This is a genomic window from Primorskyibacter aestuariivivens (assembly GCF_028023675.1).
Lineage (GTDB): Bacteria > Pseudomonadota > Alphaproteobacteria > Rhodobacterales > Rhodobacteraceae > Marinovum > Marinovum aestuariivivens.
This window is the reverse complement of record NZ_JAQIOZ010000003.1, coordinates 182,421-200,281: the sequence shown is the minus strand read 5'-3', so window position 1 is coordinate 200,281 and position 17,861 is coordinate 182,421. Positions and strand designations below refer to the sequence as shown.

Genomic DNA, 17,861 nt, shown 5'->3' with positions numbered 1-17,861 from the left:
GGAGAGACATGACCCGCTTTGCCATTGCCACGCTGACCCCTGTTCTGCTGCTTGCATTTGCGGCGCTGGTTGGGGGTGGCTGGGTCTGGGCGGCGTTGGGATATATGACGCTTCTGGTCTTTGCGCTGGATCAGGTCCGCGCATGGGCTGCTCCCACCCATCCAGAGGCCGAATTTCCCGCCGGAACCGGGCTGTCGGTGCTGCTGGGGCTGGTGCATTTCCCGCTGCTGGCGCTGGCGATCTGGCTGGTGTCGGGCGCATCCGGGGCGGGCGTGGCGGAGCGCTTGGGCGGCTTTGTCGCGTTTTCGCTGTTTTTCGGGCAGGTCAGCAATTCCAACGCGCATGAGCTGATCCACCGCTCCGACCGCTGGCTGCGCCGGTTGGGCGTGGCGGTCTATTCCTCGGTGCTGTACGGCCACCATGCCTCGGCCCACCGGTTGGTGCATCATGTGCATGTCGCCACGAAACACGATCCCAACTCCGCGCGCCCCGGCGAACATTTTTATCGCTACGCATGGCGGGCCTGGCGCGGGGAATACCGCGCGGGCAGGCGGGCCGAGGATGCGCGGCGCTCGTTTGCCGCGAAAGGTCTGCATCCCTTTTCCACCTATTGGCTCTGGGCGCTGGCGACGCTTTTTGTGGCGGTTCTGATCGGCGGACTGGCCGGGGCGGTCAGCCTGATGGCACTGGCACTTTATGCACAGCTGCAATTGCTCCTGTCGGACTATGTCCAGCATTACGGATTGCAGCGCCGGATGGGAACGGATGGCAAGCCCGAGCCGTGTGGCCCGGCCCATAGCTGGAACACGCCGCATTGGTATTCCTCGGCGCTCATGCTCAACGCCCCGCGCCATTCCGATCACCATCTGCGCCCTTCGGTGGCCTATCCCGGGCTTGTGCTGGACGAGGATGCGATGCCCACCCTGCCCCATTCGCTGCCGGTCATGGCGCTTTTGGCGCTCTGGCCCGCGCGCTGGCGCAAGGTGATGGACCCGAGGGTCACTGAGTGGCAGCAAAAGGCCCAAATCACTCACCCCGCGGCAATGTGACTGGCCCTGCGGCAGCGCATCTGGCAGGGTCGGGGCATGACACGTCTGATCCGATACTTTGCCGCCCTTCTCTTTGCCCTCAGCCTGCCCGCGCTGGCCCAACCGGCCATGACAGCCGAGGAGTTTGAAGCCTACACCACCGGCAAGACGCTGTATTTCGCCAATAATGGCCAGGCCTACGGGGTCGAGGAATACCTTGAGAACCGCCGCGTGCGCTGGTCTTTCCTTGATGGCAAATGCCGCGATGGGGTCTGGTATGAAGAGGGCGGGCAGATCTGTTTCGTCTACGAGGATTTCCCCGAGCCGCAATGCTGGACCTTCCGGCGCAACCCCGGCGGCGGGCTTCTGGCCCGGTTCGAGGATGATCCGGCGGGCACCGTTCTGTACGAGGCGGATCAGAATGACAAACCGATGATGTGCCTAGGGCCTGACGTGGGCGTTTAACCGTGGCGGAGGGCAGAACTGCCCACCCTACAGCGGGACATCTTCGCTATGGACCAGCACCGCCTCCGGTGTCAGAAGAACGATGCCGAAGGCCGGGGGATCGTCGCATTCCGCCTCAAAGTTCAGCGTGTGGAAATCCAGCGGCATCTGCATCATCGGGCTTTTGAACACCGCGAACGGCGTGCCGCGATGGGTGCCCGAGATCGTGCGGTGAATATGGCCGCAGATGATCTGCGCCACGTTACCATGGCGCGCGATCAGGTCATGAAACGCCGCCCCGTTGCGCAGTTTCAGAAAGTCCATCGCCCGAAAGCCCACATCATGCGGCGGGTGATGCAAGAAGATCACCACACGCCCCGGGGCATCCGACAATTGCCGGTACAGCCAGTTCATGCGCGTCTCGCAGAGCCAGCCGCAATGGCTGGCCGGGTAGTCATAGGGTGGAGCAAAGAGCGTATCGAGAAAGATGACCCGCGTGTCCCCCATGTCCTGAACCCCCTGCACAAAGCCCAGATCGTCCAGCATATCCGCGCCAAACACCGTTGCGAAATTCTCCCGGTGGTCATGATTGCCGATCATCAGGCGCACGGGCACATGGGCGTCCAAGAGCCGCGCCTTGAGCCGCGCGTAAGACGCGGTATCGCCCTTGTTGGCCAGATCACCGGTCAGGACCAGCAGCGCCGCTTCGGGCACGGCTTTCGCGGCATGGGCCAGACAGGCGGCAAGCCGCGCGTCCGGGTCGGGACCCTCGGTCGGCACGTCGGGCGTGTAATGCAGATCAGTCAGGACAAGAATCGGCCCCATGGTTACAGACCTTTGATCCATGTTACGAAATCGGCCACTGTGTTCGGGGTCGCGCCGGGCGACAGGATATCTCCTGCGATGACGTGGTTATACGGATCGTCCCCGTCGCCCATTGTGACCGGTTGCAGCACCACCGGCCCGCCCCAGCGGTCGGCCACGGCGCGCACCGCGTCGCCCTTGATCACCTTGTCCGCGTCCGAGAACCGAAACAGCGCCGGGATGGTCACAGCGGAGAAATCCGCGCGCTGGGCCGCCTTGACCACCGCCGCCATGGGCAGCAGCGCCTCGACCGGGTAGCAGGTGGTCCAGAACCGCTCCTGTTCGGGCGAACGCGGCTCAAAGCATCGTTCTTTCCCGGCTACGTAGCGCAGCCAGTAGCGCGCGGCGGGCAGGGTCAGCAGCGGCGCGGCGGGCGAATTGATCGCAAAATTTGGAGAAATAAACACCATCCCCGCCACATCCCGCGACATCTCCGGGTCCCGCGCCGCCAGCGCCGCAAGCGTCCCGCCGGTCGAGGTGGAAAGCACAACCACCCGCTCGCCCACGCGGCGCGCGATCTCCAACGCCTCGGCCATGTCATGCATCCAGCCGCCCACTGTGGCCTCGGCCATGGCCGCCCCGGTCCGTCCATGGCCCGTCAGGCGGGTATAGACAAGATTGGCCCCCAACGCGCGGGCCAGATCGTCGGGCACCGGACGGATTTCCTGCGATGTGGCGGAAAACCCGTGCACATAAACAATGCTGAGTGCGGTGCGCTCACCATCTGCCCCGGCCCAGACAATGCGCTTTTCGATGCCGGGGCGGATGTCATCGAATTGCCGCTCGCGTTCCGCCAGATAAGCGGAGGGATCATCGCCGATCGAGGCCGGATCGAAAGCAGGGCGAAGATCGACCGGTTCGCGCGGGCCAAAGGCCCAGATCAGGCACAGCCCGCCGATACCCGCGATGAAAAGATACAGTAACATGCGCCCCACCCAGCGCATCAATGCCCCGAAACCTCGTCAATCGCCTGCGCAATGCGCAGCAGGCAATCGGGCGCGGAAAAACTGTGATCGGCCCCTTTGACGAGGGTCAGGGAGATATCATCGCAATCGGCGTGATCAAGCAGGCGCAAAGCGGTGTCCCGGGTCACGGCGCTGTCTTCGGTGCCTTGCAGGCAGCGCACCGGGAAAGGCAGCGGCAGGGGCGAACGCAGAACAAGGTTGTTGCGCCCGTCCTCGATCAGCTTGCGGGTCACGCGGTAGGGCTCGCCATACTCGGACGGCACATCGGTATAGCCCTGCGCCATGACCTCGGCGCGTTGCGCGTCCGAAAAGCCCGCCCAAAAGCTATCCTCGGAGAAATCCGGCGCGGCGGCGATGGTGACCAATCCCGCAATGCCTTCTAGCCGTTTGGTCATCAAAAGCGATATCCACCCGCCCATGGAGGACCCCACCAACACCAAAGGCCCGTCGCATGTGGCGCGGATCACCGCCTCGGCATCATCGGCCCAATCGCCAATGCAGCCATCGGCAAAATCGCCGGAGCTTTCCCCATGGCCGGAATAGTCGAAGCGCAGGAACGCCCGGCCCCGGTCACGGCACCAGTCCTCCAGCCAGACCGCCTTGGTCCCTGCCATGTCGGATTTGTAACCGCCAAGGAAAATGACGGTCGGACCCGCCCCATCGGTTTTGACATAGGCAATGCGTCGTCCGGTGTCTGTGTCGAGAAAGCCTGTGCTGGTCATATCGTCCCCCGTTTTCGGCGCGATCATGCAAATCACAGCCGATCAACGCAATGCGAAACGCGACGGCACGCCGGCGCTCAACGCTCGACCTCGTCCAGCCCCAGTGTAACCAGCCCTGCCGCCACGCAAAGCCCGGCAAACAGGATCAGGGTCGCCTTGGTCCCCAACAGGGCCATCGCGCCGCCCAATGCGCCCACGACCAGCAAGATCACCCCGATGGATGTGTTGGCCAGCGCCGCATAACCCGCGCGCTGATCTTCGGGGGACATGTCCACCAGATAGGTTGACCGCCCCTGCCGTACCCCGTGATAGGCCAGCATCAGAACGAACAGCGCCAGCGGCAGGGTCCAGAGCCTGTCCGCCGCGCCCTGCCACGCGGCCCCAACGGCCCCCAGCATGGCCAATGCCCCAAGAGCGCCCGAAAGAATCAGCACCTTGCGGCTGGACCGGTCGGCCAACCGGCCCCAGACATAGGAGCTCAGGAAAGACGCAATCGCCGAGACCAGCACCAATGCGCCAAGACGGTCAAGACCGACCCGCCCTGCATCGCTGGCCAGCAGGATGAAATAGGGCGGGGCCAGCGACGTCGGCACCAGCAGCGCCCGAACCGCGATGAAGCGGCGAAGCTGCGCATCCTCGCCGAGCGGCGAGATATCGAGCACGGCTTGCTCCGACGGCTCTGAGGCGGTTTCCTCCAGCCGGGACAGGACCAACGCCGCCAGTATCCACAACAGCGCCGCCAAGCCGATAGCCGCGATCACCGCGCCCTGTTGGCGCAGCACCCCGCTCATCAGCAAAAGCGCCAGCACCACCACCCCCACCGAGGCCACCGACCCGGCCGTGCCGGTCACGCTGCCCCGGCGCGATGTGCCGACGGTCTTGCCAAGGATATCCTTGTAGCTCACCGAACAGGCCGACCGGCTCAGCGCCAGCCCCGCCAGCGCGAGACACAGCCCTACACCGGCGGCCCAACCAGATAATGTCAGGGCAATGACAACCATCGCCGCCGCGCTGATCCCCTGCCCCACGGCTCCGGCGCTCCAGACCCATTTGCGATAGCGTTGCCGTGACAGCCATCCGGACAGCAAAACCTGCGGCAAGAGCGCCCCGGCCTCGCGGATCGGCACCAGCAGGCCGACCAGCATGCCCGGCGCGCCCAGCGATGTGGCCAGCCATGACAGGATGAGTTTTGGATCGACCAGCCCATCCGCCAGCTTGCTTGCCGTGAGCGCCAGCACATGGCGCAGGCCGTTGCGTGCCTCCTGCGCGTCTGCCCCGCCATCCGTGATCTTGTTGAACACCTGTTCCGAGATTGCTGCGTCCCTCCCTGTCTCGCGCGTCTTCCACATAGTGCCCGATCCGGCCAGGGCGACTTTCCGCCGCGAGCCATCGCGCTGCGCGCGCTTGACAGGCCCGGTGAAACCGGTCACACCGCGCCCCGAACCACATACCCGCAACCGGGCGTTTTGTAGGCGCCAAACCGACGAGGAGGCCAGTTCAATGGCACAAATCTCCCTGACTTTTCCCGATGGCAATGCCCGCGATTATGCGGCTGGCATCACCCCTGCTGATGTGGCCGCTGATATTTCCAAATCGCTCGCGAAGAAGGCCATCTCGGCCACAGTGAACGGCGCGCATTGGGATCTGGCCTGGCCCATCGAGGATGATGCGCAGATCGCCATCAATACCATGAAGGACGAAGAACCGGCGCTTGAGCTGATCCGCCATGACCTGGCCCATATCATGGCCCGCGCCGTGCAGGAGATCTGGCCCGATGTGAAGGTCACCATCGGCCCGGTCATTGAAAACGGTTGGTATTACGATTTTGACCGCGCAGAGCCGTTCACGCCCGAAGATCTGGGTGAGATCGAAAAGAAGATGCGCGAGATCATCAATAAACGCGACCCCGTGCGCACCGAAGTCTGGTCGCGTGCTGATGCGATTGCGCATTACGAAAAGACCGGCGAACCCTACAAGGTCGAACTGGTCAATGCGATCCCCGATGACGGGCAACCGATCCGCATGTATTGGCATGGCGACTGGCAGGACCTCTGCCGGGGTCCGCATTTGCAGCATACGGGCCAAGTCCCGGCGGATGCCTTCAAGCTGATGCGCGTGTCCGGTGCCTATTGGCGCGGCGACAGCAACAACACCCAGCTTCAGCGCATCTATGGCGTGGCCTTCCAGAACAAGGAAGAGCTGCGCAAATACATGAACTTCCTTGAAGAGGCCGAAAAGCGCGATCACCGCCGCCTTGGCCGCGAGATGGACCTGTTCCATATGCAGGAGGAAGCGCCGGGGCAGATTTTCTGGCACCCCAATGGCTGGACCATCTATACCGAGTTGCAGGATTACATGCGCCGCCAGCAGCGCAAGGGCGGCTATGTCGAGGTGAACACCCCGCAGGTGGTGGACCGCAAACTCTGGGAAGCCTCGGGCCACTGGGACAAGTATCAGGAGCATATGTTCATCGTCGAGGTGGACGAGGAACACGCCCGCGAAAAGGCGGTCAACGCGCTCAAACCGATGAATTGTCCCTGTCACGTGCAGATCTTTAACCAAGGGTTAAAGTCTTACCGCGATCTTCCTCTGCGTATGGCCGAGTTCGGGTCATGCAACCGATATGAGCCTTCCGGGGCGCTGCACGGCATCATGCGCGTGCGCGGCTTTACCCAAGATGACGGTCATATCTTCTGCAGGGAGGATCAGATCGAAGATGAAACCAAACGCTTTATTGCATTCCTCAGCGAAATCTATCGCGACCTCGGTTTTGAAGAGTTCAAAGTCAAGTTCTCCGACCGGCCCGAAACGCGCGCCGGATCGGACGACATCTGGGACCGCGCCGAAGAGGCTCTTAAATCCGCGACGATTGCCGCAGGTTGCGAGTTCACGCTGAACCCGGGCGAAGGCGCGTTTTACGGGCCCAAGCTGGAATTCGTGCTGACCGACGCAATCGGGCGGGACTGGCAATGCGGCACGCATCAGGTGGATTTCGTGCTGCCCGAGCGGCTGGACGCGACCTATATCGGCTCGGATGGCGCGAAACACCGCCCCGTCATGCTGCACCGCGCGACGCTGGGCTCGTTCGAGCGGTTCATCGGCATCCTGATAGAGGAACATGCAGGCAAACTGCCGTTCTGGCTCGCCCCGCGTCAGGTTGTTGTCGCCTCGATTATCTCGGAAGCCGACGACTATGTGCATGAGGTCGTGAACGCCCTGCGCGATGCGGGCGTGCGGGCCGAGGCTGATACGCGCAATGAAAAGATCAACTACAAGGTCCGCGAGCATTCGCTTGGCAAGGTTCCGGTGATCCTGGCCATCGGTGCGCGCGAGGTTGAAGACCGCACCGTGACCGTGCGGCGGCTGGGCGAGAAGCAAACCGCTGTAACATCGCTGGCGGAGATTGTGAGCGAGTTGGGCCAGAGCGCGACGCCGCCGGATCTTTTGTAACATTCCAGCGCCGGAACGTTTCAGGGCATCGGGGAGACCCGGTGCCCGTTTTCGTTTTTAAAGGGATTTTTCACATTTCTCGCCTGTGCAGCATCACACCGGGCTGACAGGTGATTACGCGTCCGTGAACCACGGGCCTGTGAAGTGATTGTGGGGTCTCATCCCGCTTAGGTTTGTCTCAGCCGCCACAGGGGTGGCCGACCTGATACCAAAAAGGGAAGTACACATGTCCAAGATCGTTAAAACCGTTGCCGTTGCTGGTGCCGTCGCTGCTGCTCTGGCTGCCCACACCACCACCGCCACCGCTATGGAAAAAGAAAAATGCTACGGCGTGTCGATGGCCGGCAAGAATGACTGCGCCGCAGGCCCCGGCACCACCTGCGCTGGCACGTCGACCGTTGATTATCAGGGCAATGCCTGGACCCTGGTGGATGCAGGCACCTGCGCCGAGATCGAACTGCCCGATGGCCGCATGGGCTCTCTCGAAGCGCTGGAGCGTGACCTGCCCCAGGGCTAAGCGCCTGAAACGGGTGGGGAATTCGCCCGCCTGTGACATAGGATCGGGGTGGGCAACATTGCCCACCCCACGCATATGAGGACCCGCCATGCTTGATGCCCGCCATGCCCACACCGTCCTGCCCAACGCCCCCGGCGTGGGCTATAAGCCGCAGCATTTTTCCGAGATTTTGCAGGATGTGCGCCCGGTGGAATGGCTGGAGATCCATGCCGAGAATTACATGGGCGATGGCGGCCGCCCGCTTGCGCAGCTGCGCGCTCTGTCCGAGCGTTTCGCCATTTCGGTGCATGGCGTGGGATTGTCCATTGGCGGCGAAAGCCCGCTTGATGCGGATCACCTCGCGCGGCTGAAACATCTGTGCGACTGGCTGCAACCGGCGAGCTTTTCCGAGCATCTGGCCTGGTCCACTCATGACAGCCATTTCCTCAATGACCTGCTGCCGCTGCCCTATACCGACGCCACGCTGACCCGCATCTGCGATCATATCGACCAGTTGCAAGAGGTGATCGGGCGCAAGATGCTGCTGGAGAACCCGTCTTCTTATCTGGCCTTTGACGAAAGCACCTGGGAGGAGCCTGCGTTCCTGGATGAGGTTGCGCGGCGCACCGGCTGCGGGCTGCTGCTGGATGTGAACAATGTCTTTGTTTCCGCCACCAATCTGGGCTTTTCACCGCAAGCCTATATCGACGCCTACCCGCTGGACCGCGTGGGAGAAATCCATCTTGGCGGCCATGACGAGGACGAGGATGACCACGGCGCGCCGCTGTTGATCGACAGCCACGGGCGCGAGGTGGTGGACCCGGTCTGGGCGCTGTTGGATTATACGCTGGAGCGCTCCGGCCCGCGCCCGCTGCTCATTGAATGGGACACCGATGTGCCGGACTGGCCAGTACTGGCCGATGAAGCCCGCCGGGCCGAGACTGCACTGGCACGAATGACCGAGGCGGTGCCCGCATGACCCGCCAGACGGAGTTTCGCACGGCGCTGCTCGACGCGGCCCAACCCCAGCCCGAGGGGCTGAGCGACGGCAAAGGCCGTCCCGCAGGGCGGCGCTACAACGTCTATCGCAACAATGTCGCCGTTTCGCTGTCCGAGGCGCTGGAAACCGGTTTTCCCGCCGTGGCCAAGCTGATCGGCGCCGAGAATTTCCGCAATATCGCAGGGCTTTACCTGCGGCAGTCACCGCCCGAAAGCCCGCGCATGATGCTCTATGGCAGGGGCTTTGGCGAATTCCTTGACGGCTTCGCGCCGCTGGCAAAATATCCCTATCTGGGCGATGTGGCGCGGCTCGAATTCGGCTTGCGCGAAAGCTATCACGCCGCTGACAGCACACCGATTGATCCTGCTGCTCTGGGCATCGACCCGGAGCGGCTCATGGCGTCCATGCTCACGCTTGCCCCGTCGCTCCGTATCCTCCGGTCGCCCTTTCCCGTGGTTTCGCTCTGGCGTTACAACATGGAACCGGGTGCGCCGAAACCCACGGCCGAGCCGCAGGACGCGTTGATCCTGCGCGCGGAATTCGACCCCGAACCACATCTGTTGCCGCCGGGCGGTGCCCAATTCATCGAGGCACTACTGTGCGGCGAAACTCTGGGCGCGGCCTATGAGGCCGGATTGGCCCGGACCGACGCATTTGACCTTTCTGCCATGCTGACCCTTCTTCTGGGCGGCAATGCGATCACATCACTCGAGGAGCCCACGCCATGACCGCGCTTGTGAACCTGCACAACATGATTTTCGACGCCGTAGAGCGGGGGCTGAGCGGGCTGCTACCGTTGCTCTCGCGCTTTGTCTTTGCCGCCGTCTTGTTCGTGTATTTCTGGAACTCCGCCCTAACCAAGCTGGGCGACGGAATCTTTGGCATTTTCCAACCTTCGGTCGGTGCCTACGCGCAGATCTTCCCCAAGGCGATGGAAGCGGTGACCTATGATGTGAGCCAGTTGAGCTTTTTTCACTATCTGGTGGTCATGGCCGGCACATGGGCGGAATTCATCCTGCCGATATTGATCGTCGTGGGGCTTTTCACGCGGTTGGCCGCGCTTGGCATGATTGGCTTCATCGCGGTGCAAAGCCTGACCGATCTTTACGGTCATGGCGGGATCGAACACGCGGAAACGCTGGGCGCTTGGTTCGACCGTATCCCGGACGCAGTCATCCTCGATCAGCGCGCCTTTTGGGTGCTGACGCTGACGGTGCTGGTGATCAAGGGCGCAGGCGCGCTGTCGCTGGACCGCATCCTGTCGCGGCAGGTGATGGGTCAGGAACCGGCCACCGCCTGAAACGCCGCCTGAAACTCAAGGGCCCGGCGCAAGACCCGGTCCACGTCTTTACTCAGTGCCAGGTGACCGCCCAACACGGCGGACACCTTGTGCCAGTCGGCCTCTGACACATCGTCAGAGGCCTTTACCTTTCCCACCGCGTCAGCGCAGAGCACCGCAACGAGATGGAAATGCATCTGCAATTGACCATCGGCATTGCGCCGGATCACGTCGAGATTGTCGATCACATGCACGGCCCGCGCGCGCAGCGTGGTTTCCTCTTCCAACTCGCGGATTGCCGCGTCGAACAGGGTCTCTCCAAGCTCGACCTTGCCGCCCGGAAAGCCCCACAGCCCTGCATCAGGACGATTTTCACGCCGCGCCAGCAGGACCCGGTCCCCATCGGTGAGCACGGCCAAGGCCGCCAACCGGGGAACCGGACCCGAGATCATATCAGAAATGCGCCTTGGGTTCGTCGGGCTTGCCCGCCGCCAGAGCCAGAACACCGCCCAAACCAGTAAAGGCAATCGGGAACATGGTGAAGACATTGAAGCCATAGGCGAAATACATCAGCCCCGCCGCAACCAGCAGCAGGATACCCCCCCAGAGCGCGCGTGCCTTGGCCATGGCGCCCCCGGCGATGGCCAGCAGCGGGCCCAATATGGCAGCGGTACGGATCAGGCCCACATTGCCCACCTGCTCGGCCAGGCCCTCAATCTCGCCATAGCGGTCGACGGCCTCGGTATAACCGTAGCTGAAAAACCCAACGAGCATGGCGAAGACACCGCCAATCACACCAAGGGTCAGAGCTGCATTGCGCATGGTTGTCCTTTCACGTTGCTGTCCGACACCTAAGTGTTTCGCCCTGCCCTGCCAAGACGGGAATGACGTACGGATTTTCCCCGATTCTCAGCTCAGGTCGGCCTGAACATCCTTACCCCAGCCCAGCCAGAGTTGGTCGCCGCGCACAATCAGCGGGCGTTTCATCAGCGTGGGATGCGCGGTCAGCAGCGTCAAAACCGGCTTTGACCGCTCTGCTTCATCCAGCCCGCGCCATGTGGTCGAGCGGGTATTGAGCAATTTTTCTCCGAACTGCGCCAAAGCGCGTTCCAGCACATCTTGCGGCACGCCATCGGCACGCACATCCACGAATTCCACATCATCCAGCGCTTTCAACGCCTTGCGGCAGGTATCGCAGGTTTTCAGTCCGTACAGCTTCATGAGGCTCCCCTTTTCGAATGCCCAAATTATCAACACGCGCGTAAAATACGAGACGGTTGTTCTTGATTTTTTACAAAGGCGTGCAATCCTTTTTCCCGCGTGACCTTCGATGATCAGCCATGTCCCGCATCTGCGGGGCCTGTCCGAGAGGCGGAAGTGGCGACTTACGACCCCGTATCGAGGGGATGCGGGACCAAGACTTGAAGGAGACGCGGACATGCCGACAGGCACCGTGAAATGGTTCAACACCACCAAAGGCTATGGCTTTATCGAACCGTCAGATGGCGGCAAGGACGTTTTCGTCCATATTTCAGCGGTCGAACGCTCGGGGCTGACCGGGCTGGCCGATAATCAAAAGGTCGAATACGAGCTGCAAGAAGGCCGCGACGGCCGCCAGATGGCAGCTGACCTGAAACCGGTCTGATCCTCAAAGGCGCAACTCAGGCAGGGGCCTTGGTCTAGCATCAGGGCCTTTTTGGCGCGGTTGCGCCTATACCGATTGCAATCGGCGGGCCTCGGTCCGGGCCAATGCAATCAAATCCCGCATATAGGGTTTGCCCACGTCGTCGCTGCGCGTGGCGGCATAAAGCGTGCGCGTGATCCCCGCCTCCGTGAGCGGGCGGGTCACGTAATCCGAGCTGTATTTCACCTCGCGCACGACCCAGTCGGGGAGCACGGAAACGCCCCGGTTGGACGCCACCAGAAGCAGGATTACGGCCGTGAGTTCAACCTGCCGCACCGCCGCCGGTTCCACCTTGGCCGGGATCAGGAGCTGGCTGAAGATATCCAGCCGGGAGCGTTCCACCGGGTAGGTGATCAGCGTCTGACCACGAAAGTCCTGTGGCTCGATGAACGGTTTTTCCGCCAACGGGTGCTGGGCCGAGGCCACGAAAACCGGCGCGTATTCAAAGAGTTCCGTGAACTCCACCCCTGCAAGGTTTTCGGGGTCGGACGAGACGACAAGATCCACCTCTTCCTTTTGCAGCGCGGGCAGCGCGTCAAAGGCAAGCCCGGGGCGGATATCCACATCCACATCCGGCCAGTTCTTGCGGAACGCTTCCAGCACCGGGAACAGCCATTCGAAACAGGCGTGGCATTCGATGGCGATATGCAAGCGCCCTGATTTGCCGTCGCGCAGCCCGCTGAACTCGGCTTGCAGCGCCTCGACCTCGGGCAGGATCTTTTCCGCCGCCCGCAACAGCCGCATGCCCGCCGCTGACAGTTTCATCGGCTTGGAGCGGCGCACGAAAAGCTCCACCCCCGCCTGATCCTCCAGCCCCTTGATCTGATGTGACAGGGCCGATTGCGTGATGTTGAGCTGATCGGCAGCGCGGGCCAATCCGCCCGCTTCGTGGATCGCCTTGATCGTGCGCAGGTGGCGAAACTCGATATGCATATGCGCCTCATAATAGTGATGAGATTTATGAGTTTGTCTCACAATGCTGCATCTGCAACAAGGAGGAAACTTCTGAGGATCTGCAAAATGACCGTTCCTTCCGTCTCGTTCGAATTCTTCCCGCCCCGCGATCTCGAAGCGTCCTTCCGGCTTTGGGACACGGTGCAGGTGCTGGCCCCGCTGTCGCCGCGTTTTGTGTCCGTGACGTACGGCGCAGGCGGCACGACCCGCGAACTGACCCGCGATGCTGTGGCGACGCTGCACAAATCCTCGGGTCTGAAAGTCGCCGCGCATCTGACCTGTGTCGATGCCACGCGCGAAGAAACCCTTGGGATCGCAAATGAATTCGCCAAGGCGGGTGTTCAGGACATCGTCGCCCTGCGCGGTGACCCGCCCAAGGGCGCGGAACGGTTCACCCCGCATCCCGATGGCTTTGCCGACAGTTGCGAGTTGATCTCGGCACTAGCCGACAAGGGCGATTTCACCATCCGCGTGGGTGCCTATCCCGACCGCCACCCCGACGCGGCGGATGATCAGGCCGATATCGACTGGCTCAAGCGCAAGATCGACGCAGGCGCATCCGAGGCGCTGACACAGTTTTTCTTCGAGGCCGAGACCTTCCTGCGTTTCCGCGACAAATGCGCCGCCGCAGGGATCACCGCACCGATCATCCCCGGCATCCTGCCGATCGAGAACTGGGGCGGCGTGAAACGCTTTGCCACCGCCTGCGGCACGCCCATCCCGGCCTGGCTCGACGAGGCTTTTGCCAAGGCCGCGCGCGACGGGCGCGAGGACCTTCTGGCCACGGCGCTTTGCACCGAAATGTGCGATGAGCTGGTGGGCGAAGGCGTGGATTCGCTTCATTTCTACACGCTGAACCGCCCCGAGCTGACCCGCGATGTCTGTTTCGCGCTGGGGGTCGTTCCCGAGGTGAAGCTGGAAAACGTCGCCTGATACTTCCCTCTTCCCCGGCTTTGCGGCAGGTTGGCGCAAAATGGGGAGAGGAACATGACAGACAAGGTTGCACTGGTCACCGGTGCCGCGCGCGGCATCGGGCTGGCGACGGCGGAATTGTTTCTGGAAAGCGGCTGGCGCGTGGCAATGATCGACCGCGATGCGCCGGAGCTGGAAAAGGCATTACAAGGGTTGGACAACGCGCGCGCCATCGTGGCGGATGTGTCAATCCCCGATCAGGTCGAGCGCATGATCGCCGAGTCGATGGGGGCCTTTGGCCGGATTGACGCGCTGATCAATAATGCCGGCGTGGCGGATTTCGGCCCGATTGAAGAAACCACTTTCGCGCGCTGGCGCACGGTGATGGAAACCAATCTCGATGGCGTGTTTCTCTGCACGCAAGCCGCGATCCCGCATCTGAAGGAGACGCGCGGCAGCATTGTGAACATCGCCTCGATTTCGGGCCTGCGCGCGTCCACACTCCGGGTGGCTTACGGCACGTCCAAAGCTGCGGTGATCCAATTGTCACTGCAACAGGCGGCGGAACTTGGGGAATACGGTATCCGGGTCAACGCGGTGGCACCTGGGCCGGTAGCCACAAAACTGGCCATGGCGGTGCATTCTCAGGAAATCATCGACGCCTATCACGACCATATGCCTCTGAACCGCTACGGGTCAGAACGGGAACTGGCGGAGGTGATCTGTTTTCTCGCCTCGGACAAGGCGTCTTATGTGACCGGACAATGCATCGCGGTCGATGGCGGGTTTGAGGGCACAGGGATCGGGCTGCCCGCCTTGAGGGTGCAACGCCCCGATTGACCGGTTCATCGGCCAATCCGCCGCGTCAGGTCCATGAGGCCGAGACTGCCACCGGTCCGGCCCCGGATCTTCTTCTGTTTGCAAATACCTCGGGGGGTCTGGGGGGCTGGCCCCCCAGCCGGTCGACCTGCGCCAGCAGGGCGAAATAAAAGGACCGGGTGCGAAACCCGGTCCTTATTGAAAGCGTGAACGATACCGTTACTTCTTGCGCTTTTTCGGCGGCATGAGATCGGTGATCGTGCCTTCGAACATCTCGGCGGCAAAGTTCACCGTTTCCGACAGGGTCGGGTGCGGGTGAATCGTGTGGCCCAGGTCCACCGCATCCGCGCCCATCTCGATCGCCAGCGCGCATTCCGAGATCAGATCGCCCGCATTGGTGCCCACGATACAGGCGCCGATCAGCCGGTCATCCTCGGGATCAAAGAGCAGTTTTGTCATGCCCTCGGAACGGCCATTGGACAGCGATTTGCCCGAGGCGGCCCAGGGGAACACGCCCTTTTCGAAGGTGATGCCCTTGGCCTTGGCTTCCGTTTCGGTCACGCCGCACCATGCCACTTCCGGATCGGTATAGGCCACCGACGGGATCAGACGCGCATCGAAATGGCGTTTGTGACCGGCAGCAACCTCTGCCGCGACCTTGCCCTCATGCACCGCCTTATGCGCCAGCATGGGCTGGCCCACCACGTCGCCGATGGCAAAGATATGGGACACGCCGGTTTTCTGCTGGCTGTCCACGGCGATAAAGCCGCGTTCATCCACGGCCACACCGGCCGCTTCGGCATTGATCAGCTTGCCATTGGGTTTGCGGCCCACGGCAACAAGGATCTTGTCGAACGTGTCTGTCGTGACCTCGCCCTTGTCATCCTCAAAAGTGACCTTAAGACCCTTCTTCTGCGCCTCGACCGCCGTCACCTTGGTCTTGAGCTTGATATCCTCGTAGCGGGACTTGATCCGGTTGTGCAGCGGCTTGACGATGTCCTTGTCCGCACCGGGAATGATCTGATCCATCAGTTCGACCACGGTGATGTTGGAACCCAGCGCATCATAGACACAGGCCATTTCCAGACCGATGATGCCCCCGCCCAGAACCAGCATCCGCTTCGGAATGTCTTTCAACTCCAGCGCGCCGGTGGAATCGATCACCCGCTCGTCATCATGCGGGATAAAGGGCAGGTTCACCGGCTCGGACCCGGCGGCGATGATGCATTGATCAAAGGAGACGGTGGATTTCTCGCCGTCGTTGTCCACTTCGATCATGTTCGGCCCAGTGAATTTCCCGAACCCGCGCACCACCTGCACCTTGCGGCCCTTGGACAGGCCATCAAGCCCGCCGGTCAGCTGGCCCACAACGCCGTCCTTGAAGCCGCGCAGTTCGTCCAGATCGATCTTGGGCTTGCCAAAGGAAATCCCGTGCGAGGCCATTTCCTCGGCCTCGGTGATCACCTTGGCCACGTGCAAGAGCGCCTTGGAGGGGATACAGCCCACGTTCAGGCAGACACCGCCCAGCGTCGGGTTTTTCTCAATGAGAACAACCTTCTTGCCAAGGTCTGCGGCGCGAAAGGCTGCGGTGTAGCCGCCGGGGCCAGAGCCCAGAACGACCACCTCGGCATGAACATCTCCGGGACCGGTCGCGGTGCCGGTGGCGGCCACAGATTGCGGCGCGGCGGCGGGCGCGTCTTCGGCGGTTTTGGGAGCCTCTTCGGCCCCTGCCCCTTCGAGCACGAGGATCAGCGAGCCCTCGGAAACCTTGTCGCCCTCGGCCACCTTGATTTCCTTGACCACACCTGCGGCGGGCGACGGCACTTCCATCGTCGCCTTGTCCGACTCCAGTTCGATCAGCGCATCTTCCTCGGCCACGGTGTCGCCCACCGCCACCAGGATCGAGACAACGGGGACTTCGGAGAAGTCGCCAATATCGGGTACTTTAACGTCCATTGGTCTCTCTCCCCTTACCACATCAACTTGCGCATATCGCCAAGCAGCGTCTTGAGCGTCACGGTGAACCGCGCGGCCAAGGCACCGTCGACGGCACGGTGGTCATAAGACAGCGACAGCGGCTGCATCAGGCGCGGCACGAATTCCTCGCCATTCCACACGGGTGCCATTTTCGACCGGGTCAGGCCGAGGATCGCCACTTCGGGTGCGTTCACGATGGGGGTAAAGCTGGTGCCGCCAATACCGCCCAGCGACGAGATGGTAAAGGTCGCGCCCTGCATGTCCTTGGATTTCAACTCACCATCGCGCGCGGCTTTGGAGAGCGTCATCAGTTCCTTGGAGATCTCGACCAGACCCTTGCGGTCCGCATCCTTGATCACCGGCACCATCAGCCCGTTGGGCGTGTCGGCGGCGAAACCGATATTGTAGTAATCCTTCTTGATCAGCTTGTCGCCATCGGGATGGATCGACGAGTTGAACTCCCAATGCTGCTTGAGCGCGGACACGCTGGCCTTGATCACAAAGGAGAGCAGCGTAACGCGGTAGCCCTCTTCCTTGGCCTGGGTGTCCATCTCCTTGCGGTACTTGTCCAGTTCGGTGATGTCCGCCTCGTCATTATGGGTGACATGCGGGATGTTGAGCCAGGAACGGTGCAGCGCAGGGCCCGAGATCTTCTTGATCCGGGGCATTTCCACGTCTTCGACAGGGCCGAATTTCGAGAAATCCACCGCCGGGATCGGCGGGATGCCCATGCCGCCCGAGACAGCGCCACCCGCGGCAGCCGCAGGTGCGGTGCTGGATTTCAGGTATGCGGTCACGTCTTCGCGCAGGATGCGGCCCTTGCGGCCCGAACCGTTCACTTTGGCCAGATCAATGTCCAGCTGGCGGGCAAATGCACGCACGGAAGGCGAGGCATGGGCTTTGCCGAAACCGGCATCCGTCACTGGTGCAGGCGCGGCAGCCGGGGCCGGAGCCGCAGCAGGTGCCGGAGCCGCAGCGGGGGCCTCTGCCGGGGCAGCGGCGGGGGCGTCGCCCGCAGCGTCGCCTTCCAGCAGCAGGATCAGCGTGCCCTCGGACACGTTGTCACCTTCGCTGACCTTGATCTCAACCACCTTGCCAGCGGCGGGCGACGGCACTTCCATCGTCGCCTTGTCCGACTCCAGTTCGATCAACGGATCTTCTTCGGCGATCACATCGCCGACTGAGACCAGAATGCTCACCACCGGGACGTTGTCGAAATCGCCGATATCGGGAACGTTTACTTCAATTGCCATAATACTGTCCTCCA

General features: G+C 62.3%; 20 protein-coding genes. 10 read left to right on the top strand and 10 right to left on the bottom strand.

The window, feature by feature from the left end:
* The first annotated feature begins 8 nt into the window (after positions 1-8).
* Together PGB28_RS03060 and PGB28_RS03055 are read left to right on the top strand one after the other, a co-directional pair.
* Positions 9-1,049, top strand: a complete 1,041-nt coding sequence (locus tag PGB28_RS03060) for an alkane 1-monooxygenase (protein WP_271420014.1) — start codon at positions 9-11, stop codon at positions 1,047-1,049.
* 36 nt (positions 1,050-1,085) lie between these two features.
* A complete protein-coding gene (locus PGB28_RS03055; RefSeq protein WP_271420013.1) occupies positions 1,086-1,493 on the top strand; it encodes a hypothetical protein in 408 nt (135 codons plus the stop codon).
* Between the two features lie 27 nt (positions 1,494-1,520).
* Here PGB28_RS03055 and PGB28_RS03050 read toward each other — a convergent pair whose 3' ends face one another.
* From PGB28_RS03050 to PGB28_RS03035, 4 genes are all read right to left on the bottom strand, one after another.
* Positions 1,521-2,297 carry a metallophosphoesterase gene (locus PGB28_RS03050; RefSeq protein ID WP_271420012.1) on the bottom strand — a complete coding sequence of 259 codons (777 nt, stop codon included), beginning with the start codon at positions 2,295-2,297 and terminating at the stop codon, positions 1,521-1,523.
* Positions 2,298-2,299: 2 nt separating this feature from the next.
* Positions 2,300-3,262 carry an alpha/beta hydrolase gene (locus PGB28_RS03045; RefSeq protein WP_271420011.1) on the bottom strand — a complete coding sequence of 321 codons (963 nt, stop codon included), beginning with the start codon at positions 3,260-3,262 and terminating at the stop codon, positions 2,300-2,302.
* A 17-nt stretch (positions 3,263-3,279) separates the two neighbouring features.
* Positions 3,280-4,023 carry an alpha/beta hydrolase gene (locus PGB28_RS03040; RefSeq protein ID WP_271420010.1) on the bottom strand — a complete coding sequence of 248 codons (744 nt, stop codon included), beginning with the start codon at positions 4,021-4,023 and terminating at the stop codon, positions 3,280-3,282.
* A gap of 77 nt (positions 4,024-4,100) precedes the next feature.
* The gene (locus PGB28_RS03035) at positions 4,101-5,372 is read right to left on the bottom strand and encodes an MFS transporter (RefSeq protein ID WP_408636208.1); all 1,272 of its coding nucleotides are present in this window, start codon (positions 5,370-5,372) and stop codon (positions 4,101-4,103) included.
* 151 nt (positions 5,373-5,523) lie between these two features.
* Here PGB28_RS03035 and thrS point away from each other — a divergent pair, with 151 nt between their 5' ends.
* The 5 genes from thrS to PGB28_RS03010 all read left to right on the top strand — a co-directional run bounded on the left by thrS (position 5,524) and on the right by PGB28_RS03010 (position 10,269).
* Positions 5,524-7,473: a threonine--tRNA ligase gene (gene thrS / locus PGB28_RS03030; protein WP_271420008.1), complete on the top strand. Its 1,950-nt coding sequence runs from the start codon at positions 5,524-5,526 to the stop codon at positions 7,471-7,473.
* A gap of 226 nt (positions 7,474-7,699) precedes the next feature.
* Complete coding sequence (locus PGB28_RS03025) at positions 7,700-7,990, top strand: BufA1 family periplasmic bufferin-type metallophore (protein ID WP_271420007.1); 291 nt, start codon at positions 7,700-7,702, stop codon at positions 7,988-7,990.
* An 88-nt stretch (positions 7,991-8,078) separates the two neighbouring features.
* The gene (gene bufB, locus PGB28_RS03020; protein WP_271420006.1) at positions 8,079-8,948 is read left to right on the top strand and encodes an MNIO family bufferin maturase; all 870 of its coding nucleotides are present in this window, start codon (positions 8,079-8,081) and stop codon (positions 8,946-8,948) included.
* On the top strand, positions 8,945-9,697 hold the full coding sequence (locus PGB28_RS03015) for an HvfC/BufC N-terminal domain-containing protein (RefSeq protein WP_271420005.1): 753 nt from the start codon (positions 8,945-8,947) through the stop codon (positions 9,695-9,697). The genes bufB and PGB28_RS03015 overlap by 4 nt, the downstream gene beginning before the upstream one ends.
* Positions 9,694-10,269, top strand: a complete 576-nt coding sequence (locus tag PGB28_RS03010) for a DoxX family protein (RefSeq protein WP_271420004.1) — start codon at positions 9,694-9,696, stop codon at positions 10,267-10,269. Before PGB28_RS03015 ends, PGB28_RS03010 begins: the two co-directional genes overlap by 4 nt.
* Here the strand turns inward: PGB28_RS03010 and PGB28_RS03005 are convergent.
* From PGB28_RS03005 to PGB28_RS02995, 3 genes are all read right to left on the bottom strand, one after another.
* Positions 10,248-10,700 (bottom strand): NUDIX hydrolase, encoded by a 453-nt coding sequence (locus tag PGB28_RS03005; protein WP_333908215.1) that lies wholly within the window; start codon positions 10,698-10,700, stop codon positions 10,248-10,250. The genes PGB28_RS03010 and PGB28_RS03005 overlap by 22 nt on opposite strands.
* Position 10,701: 1 nt before the next feature.
* Entirely contained in the window at positions 10,702-11,070 is a 369-nt protein-coding gene (locus PGB28_RS03000) for a hypothetical protein (protein WP_271420002.1), read from the bottom strand.
* 87 nt (positions 11,071-11,157) lie between these two features.
* Positions 11,158-11,469 carry an ArsC/Spx/MgsR family protein gene (locus tag PGB28_RS02995; protein ID WP_271420001.1) on the bottom strand — a complete coding sequence of 104 codons (312 nt, stop codon included), beginning with the start codon at positions 11,467-11,469 and terminating at the stop codon, positions 11,158-11,160.
* 217 nt (positions 11,470-11,686) lie between these two features.
* On the opposite strand from PGB28_RS02995, the gene PGB28_RS02990 reads away from it, so the two are divergent.
* The gene (locus PGB28_RS02990; protein WP_271420000.1) at positions 11,687-11,893 is read left to right on the top strand and encodes a cold-shock protein; all 207 of its coding nucleotides are present in this window, start codon (positions 11,687-11,689) and stop codon (positions 11,891-11,893) included.
* A 66-nt stretch (positions 11,894-11,959) separates the two neighbouring features.
* On the opposite strand, the gene PGB28_RS02985 is transcribed toward PGB28_RS02990, so the two are convergent.
* Positions 11,960-12,865 (bottom strand): LysR family transcriptional regulator, encoded by a 906-nt coding sequence (locus PGB28_RS02985; protein WP_271419999.1) that lies wholly within the window; start codon positions 12,863-12,865, stop codon positions 11,960-11,962.
* Positions 12,866-12,952: 87 nt separating this feature from the next.
* On the opposite strand from PGB28_RS02985, the gene metF reads away from it, so the two are divergent.
* Together metF and PGB28_RS02975 are read left to right on the top strand one after the other, a co-directional pair.
* On the top strand, positions 12,953-13,819 hold the full coding sequence (metF, locus tag PGB28_RS02980; protein WP_271419998.1) for a methylenetetrahydrofolate reductase [NAD(P)H]: 867 nt from the start codon (positions 12,953-12,955) through the stop codon (positions 13,817-13,819).
* 54 nt (positions 13,820-13,873) lie between these two features.
* On the top strand, positions 13,874-14,638 hold the full coding sequence (locus tag PGB28_RS02975; RefSeq protein WP_271419997.1) for an SDR family NAD(P)-dependent oxidoreductase: 765 nt from the start codon (positions 13,874-13,876) through the stop codon (positions 14,636-14,638).
* A gap of 198 nt (positions 14,639-14,836) precedes the next feature.
* Here PGB28_RS02975 and lpdA read toward each other — a convergent pair whose 3' ends face one another.
* Positions 14,837-16,573: a dihydrolipoyl dehydrogenase gene (gene lpdA, locus PGB28_RS02970; protein WP_271419996.1), complete on the bottom strand. Its 1,737-nt coding sequence runs from the start codon at positions 16,571-16,573 to the stop codon at positions 14,837-14,839.
* Positions 16,574-16,587: 14 nt separating this feature from the next.
* Positions 16,588-17,847, bottom strand: coding sequence for a dihydrolipoyllysine-residue acetyltransferase (gene aceF, locus PGB28_RS02965; protein WP_271419995.1), 1,260 nt, complete (start codon positions 17,845-17,847; stop codon positions 16,588-16,590).
* Positions 17,848-17,861: the final 14 nt, after the last annotated feature.

Bases quoted from the DNA above. Each gene is read 5' to 3' on its own strand.
- PGB28_RS03035 (WP_408636208.1), bottom strand. From the start codon at position 5,372: ATGTGGAAGACGCGCGAGACAGGGAGGGACGCAGCAATCTCGGAACAG.
- aceF (WP_271419995.1), bottom strand. From the start codon at position 17,847: ATGGCAATTGAAGTAAACGTTCCCGATATCGGCGATTTCGACAACGTC.
- PGB28_RS03040 (WP_271420010.1), bottom strand. From the start codon at position 4,023: ATGACCAGCACAGGCTTTCTCGACACAGACACCGGACGACGCATTGCC.
- PGB28_RS03005 (WP_333908215.1), bottom strand. From the start codon at position 10,700: ATGATCTCGGGTCCGGTTCCCCGGTTGGCGGCCTTGGCCGTGCTCACC.
- PGB28_RS03000 (WP_271420002.1), bottom strand. From the start codon at position 11,070: ATGCGCAATGCAGCTCTGACCCTTGGTGTGATTGGCGGTGTCTTCGCC.
- PGB28_RS02985 (WP_271419999.1), bottom strand. From the start codon at position 12,865: ATGCATATCGAGTTTCGCCACCTGCGCACGATCAAGGCGATCCACGAA.
- PGB28_RS03050 (WP_271420012.1), bottom strand. From the start codon at position 2,297: ATGGGGCCGATTCTTGTCCTGACTGATCTGCATTACACGCCCGACGTG.
- PGB28_RS02990 (WP_271420000.1), top strand. From the start codon at position 11,687: ATGCCGACAGGCACCGTGAAATGGTTCAACACCACCAAAGGCTATGGC.
- PGB28_RS03045 (WP_271420011.1), bottom strand. From the start codon at position 3,262: ATGTTACTGTATCTTTTCATCGCGGGTATCGGCGGGCTGTGCCTGATC.
- lpdA (WP_271419996.1), bottom strand. From the start codon at position 16,573: ATGGACGTTAAAGTACCCGATATTGGCGACTTCTCCGAAGTCCCCGTT.
- PGB28_RS03025 (WP_271420007.1), top strand. From the start codon at position 7,700: ATGTCCAAGATCGTTAAAACCGTTGCCGTTGCTGGTGCCGTCGCTGCT.
- PGB28_RS03010 (WP_271420004.1), top strand. From the start codon at position 9,694: ATGACCGCGCTTGTGAACCTGCACAACATGATTTTCGACGCCGTAGAG.
- thrS (WP_271420008.1), top strand. From the start codon at position 5,524: ATGGCACAAATCTCCCTGACTTTTCCCGATGGCAATGCCCGCGATTAT.
- metF (WP_271419998.1), top strand. From the start codon at position 12,953: ATGACCGTTCCTTCCGTCTCGTTCGAATTCTTCCCGCCCCGCGATCTC.
- PGB28_RS03060 (WP_271420014.1), top strand. From the start codon at position 9: ATGACCCGCTTTGCCATTGCCACGCTGACCCCTGTTCTGCTGCTTGCA.
- PGB28_RS02975 (WP_271419997.1), top strand. From the start codon at position 13,874: ATGACAGACAAGGTTGCACTGGTCACCGGTGCCGCGCGCGGCATCGGG.
- PGB28_RS03055 (WP_271420013.1), top strand. From the start codon at position 1,086: ATGACACGTCTGATCCGATACTTTGCCGCCCTTCTCTTTGCCCTCAGC.
- PGB28_RS03015 (WP_271420005.1), top strand. From the start codon at position 8,945: ATGACCCGCCAGACGGAGTTTCGCACGGCGCTGCTCGACGCGGCCCAA.
- PGB28_RS02995 (WP_271420001.1), bottom strand. From the start codon at position 11,469: ATGAAGCTGTACGGACTGAAAACCTGCGATACCTGCCGCAAGGCGTTG.
- bufB (WP_271420006.1), top strand. From the start codon at position 8,079: ATGCTTGATGCCCGCCATGCCCACACCGTCCTGCCCAACGCCCCCGGC.